This is a genomic window from Streptomyces lushanensis (assembly GCF_001700515.1).
Taxonomy (GTDB): domain Bacteria; phylum Actinomycetota; class Actinomycetes; order Streptomycetales; family Streptomycetaceae; genus Streptomyces; species Streptomyces lushanensis.
In genome coordinates this window covers 1-3961 of sequence record NZ_MAUD01000118.1, presented here as the reverse complement: position 1 = coordinate 3961, position 3961 = coordinate 1, and the positions used below count along the sequence as shown (strand labels likewise).

Annotated in this window: 3 protein-coding genes; 2 read left to right on the top strand and 1 reads right to left on the bottom strand. The window is 72.6% G+C overall.

The annotated features are described in order from the left end of the window. On the top strand, positions 1–326 hold a 326-nt coding region (locus tag BFF77_RS10950), incomplete at its 5' end, for a hypothetical protein (protein WP_342671224.1). A 559-nt stretch (positions 327–885) separates the two neighbouring features. Here the strand turns inward: BFF77_RS10950 and BFF77_RS10945 are convergent. Further along, positions 886–1119 (bottom strand): hypothetical protein, encoded by a 234-nt coding sequence (locus tag BFF77_RS10945; protein ID WP_066947043.1) that lies wholly within the window; start codon positions 1117–1119, stop codon positions 886–888. Positions 1120–1468: 349 nt separating this feature from the next. Here BFF77_RS10945 and BFF77_RS10940 point away from each other — a divergent pair, with 349 nt between their 5' ends. Next, positions 1469–3886 carry a DEAD/DEAH box helicase gene (locus BFF77_RS10940; protein ID WP_245703353.1) on the top strand — a complete coding sequence of 806 codons (2418 nt, stop codon included), beginning with the start codon at positions 1469–1471 and terminating at the stop codon, positions 3884–3886. The last annotated feature ends 75 nt before the right edge of the window (positions 3887–3961 follow it).

Genomic DNA, 3961 nt, shown 5'->3' with positions numbered 1-3961 from the left:
CCCTGGTCGCCGCCGGCGGCGCGCTCGCGCTGCTCGCCTCCATACCCGGCTCGGCGTCCGCCGCCCAGGGGGAGTTCGGTTACGTGTTCACCGGTATGAACGGCGGCCCGACGGCCGGCATGCTGGTGAATCCGGGGAGCCGGGAGTGCGTCACGCTGCCGGAGGTCGCCGGGGAGTACGTACCGCCGGCGCATTCGCCCCGTAACGGCACCTTCTCCACCGCCACGGTCTTCGCGGGCCCTGACTGCGACGGGGAATTCCACATCCTGCCGCCGGGCGGATCGGCGGGCAGCGGCGTCCTGATCCGTTCCGTCGCCTTCTCCTGAGGCCGCTCGGGGCGGTCGGGGCGGTCGGGCGCTCGGGTCGGTCGGGCGATTGGGGTCGGTTCGGGGCGCCTGCTGGATCCGGGTGGGGGCAGGGACCGGTGTGAACGCGTCACACACCCGGCCTGAACGTGCCCCGGGCGTGTCCCCGGCAGGGGAAAGGAAGTTGGGCAGGGAAACCTCCGCCGTCGGCGGGGGAGCCCATTCCCGCGTCCCGGAGGTGCCGCCCCGTGCGCCAGTTGTCCGCCATGTCCGCCCCAGGCCGTTTCGCCGTCTGGATCGTCACCTCGCTGGCGGTCGCGGCCTCCGCGGGCTGTATGAGCGTCGGTGAGGACGAGGGAAAGCCCGCGCCGTCGCGTTCCGCGGACCGCCAGGGTTCCGCGGCCGAGCCCGACGGTGGTACGGGCGCGGGCCCCGGCGCGCCCCGTGCCTGGCAGGGGCGTACGGAGCAGGGCGGTGCGGAGGGCGTCGGCGCGGGGAAGGGCGACAGGGGCAAGGATGCGTCGCCGAGCCCCAGCTCCGCCGACACCCCCTCGCCCAAGCCCTCGAAGGGCGAGCGGCCTCAGCCCGGGAAGAAGCCGACTCCGCCCCTTGGCGAGCCCGTACCGTCCAAGGAGCCCACGCGCCCGGCGCCCTCCCTCAGCCAGCCGCCGCCACAGAGCCCCGACCCGGCACCGGAGCCCGAGCCGGAGCCGACGAAGCCACCGGAACCGCCGTCCGCGTCACCGGCGGCGGGCACGCGTACGAGCTTGACAACGGTCGGGGAGATGTCCGGGCCGGGAGCGGGGACGGGCATGGGCGCCAGGCCCGGGCCCGGAGTTGGATCCGGATCGGGGAAGCCGTCCGGGAAGGGGACCGCGAAGGGGCACGGCAACGGAAACGGAAACGGGAAGGGGATGCGAACGGAGTCGATGGCATCACCGCAGATGGGACCGGTGTGACGGGGGTCGCCGTGGCGGCGGTTTGCCTTGGAGGGGGGTGGGTGCGTATGATAGTAGATCGTTTGATCATTGCCTGGCGCCGACACAGAAGAGCGCCACGTGGCGCGTACTCTCCCTTGCCGTGGCTGACCGCATTGAGGCGGTCGATTTGCGAATCACGGAGTTTGGGCGCGTGCCGAGACTCCGGAAGGTTTCGCATTTCGCATGTCCATTTCCAGTACTGACCACACCGTCATGCCCGAGCACGAGTCCGCCGAGCCGGTGGAGACCGTCGAGGGTCCGGAGGCCGCAGCGGCCACCGGTACGACCAAGTCCGCCGAGAGCGTCGGGATTGACGAGGCCTCAGTGGCCTCCGAGCCGACCGACACATCCGAGGCCGCCGAGATCCCGGAGGGCTCTGAGATCTCCGACACGTCCGGTACGGCCGAGTCCTCCGACGCGATCGAGTCTTTTGACGCGGCCGAGTCCTCCGACGACGACTCTTCCCTCTCCGGTCTCTCCGGCTCCTCGGAGTCCGACGACTCCGCCGACTCCGACGAGGCCACGGGCCTGACGTTCGGTGATCTCGGCCTGCCCGAGGGCATCGTCCGCAAGCTCACCCAGAACGGCGTCACCGCCCCCTTCCCGATCCAGGCCGCGACCATCCCGGACGCCCTGGCCGGCAAGGACATCCTGGGCCGGGGCCGTACCGGTTCCGGCAAGACCCTCTCCTTCGGTCTGCCGCTGCTGGCCACGCTGGCCGGCGGCCACACCGAGAAGAAGAAGCCCCGCGGCATCATCCTCACTCCGACCCGTGAGCTGGCGATGCAGGTCGCGGACGCGCTCCAGCCCTACGGCGACGTGCTCGGCCTGAAGATGAAGGTCGTCTGCGGCGGTACGTCGATGGGCAACCAGATCTACGCCCTGGAGCGCGGTGTCGACATCCTCGTCGCCACTCCGGGCCGGCTGCGGGACATCATCAACCGCGGTGCCTGCTCGCTGGAGAAGGTCCAGATCGCGATCCTCGACGAGGCCGACCAGATGTCCGACCTGGGCTTCCTGCCCGAGGTCACCGAGCTGCTCGACCTGGTGCCGGCGGGCGGCCAGCGGATGCTCTTCTCCGCCACCATGGAGAACGAGATCAGTACGCTGGTCAAGCGCTATCTGACCAGCCCGGTCAGCCACGAGGTCGACAGCGCCCAGGGCAATGTCACGACCATGACGCACCACGTGCTCGTGGTGAAGCCGAAGGACAAGGCTCCGGTGACCGCGGCGATCGCCGCGCGCAAGGGCCGCACGATCATCTTCGTACGGACGCAGCTCGGCGCCGACCGGATCGCGGAGCAGCTGCGCGAGTCGGGTGTGAAGGCCGACGCGCTGCACGGCGGTATGACGCAGGGCGCCCGTACCCGGACCCTGTCGGACTTCAAGGACGGTTACGTCAACGCGCTGGTCGCGACCGACGTCGCCGCCCGCGGTATCCACGTGGACGGCATCGACCTCGTACTGAACGTGGACCCGGCCGGGGACCACAAGGACTATCTGCACCGCTCGGGCCGTACGGCGCGGGCCGGCAAGTCCGGTGTCGTCGTCTCGCTGGCGCTGCCGCACCAGCGGCGCCAGATCTTCCGGCTGATGGAGGACGCGGGCGTGGACGCCTCGCGTCACATGGTCGGCGGAGCGGGCGCGTTCGACCCGGAGGTCGCCGAGATCACCGGAGCGCGTTCGCTCACGGAGGTCCAGGCGGACTCGGCGAACAACGCGGCCAAGCAGGCCGAGCGTGAGGTCTCCGAACTGACCAAGCAGCTCGAACGTCTTCAGCGCCGGGCCGCCGAACTCCGCGACGAGGCCGACCGGCTGGTCGCCCGTGCGGCGCGCGAGCGGGGCGAGGACCCGGAGGCCGCGGTGGCCGAGGTGGCCGCCGAGGCCGAGCGCGCGGTGGAGGAAGCGGCGGCTGCGGCTGCCGCCGTTCCGGCGCAGCGCGAGGAGCGCAGGGACAGCCGCGACGACCGGGGGAACTTCGGGCGTCGTGACGACCGCGGCGAGCGCAGCGGCCGGGGCGGCGCGCGGGGCTACACGCCGCGTGACGACCGCGGCGGTGAGCGCGGCGACCGGCCCGGCTTCCAGCGTCGTGACGACCGTGGCGGTGACCGCGCGGACCGCGGTGGCGACCGTGGCGGTTTCCAGCGCCGTGACGACCGCCGGGACGACCGCGGTGGCGACCGTGGCGGCTTCCGCCGTGACGACCGCAGGGACAACGACCGAGGCGGCTTCCAGCGCCGTGACGACCGGAGCGCCGACCGCGGTGGCGACCGTGGCGGGTTCCAGCGCCGTGACGACCGTGGCACGGCGGAGCGGGGCGGCTTCAACCGTGACCGTGGCGAGCGCCGTGACGACCGGGGCGGCGAGCGCCGTGACGACCGGGGCGGCCGTTCCTTCGAGCGCCGCGACCACCGGGCGCCCAGCGACCGTCCGATCAACCGTGACCGCCGCGACGACCGCCCGGCGGGCGGCGGCTTCCGCGCCGGCGCCCACGACCGCCCGGCCATCCGCCGCGACGACCACCGCGGCGGCTCCACGGGCACCGGCACCGGCTCCTTCGGCCGCCGCGACGACAAGCCGCGCTGGAAGCGCAACGGCTGACCACCGGCCGACCTGACGCCCCACCAGGGCCCGTGCGCCACCCCCAGGGTGGATCACGGGCCCTGGTGGGGCGTC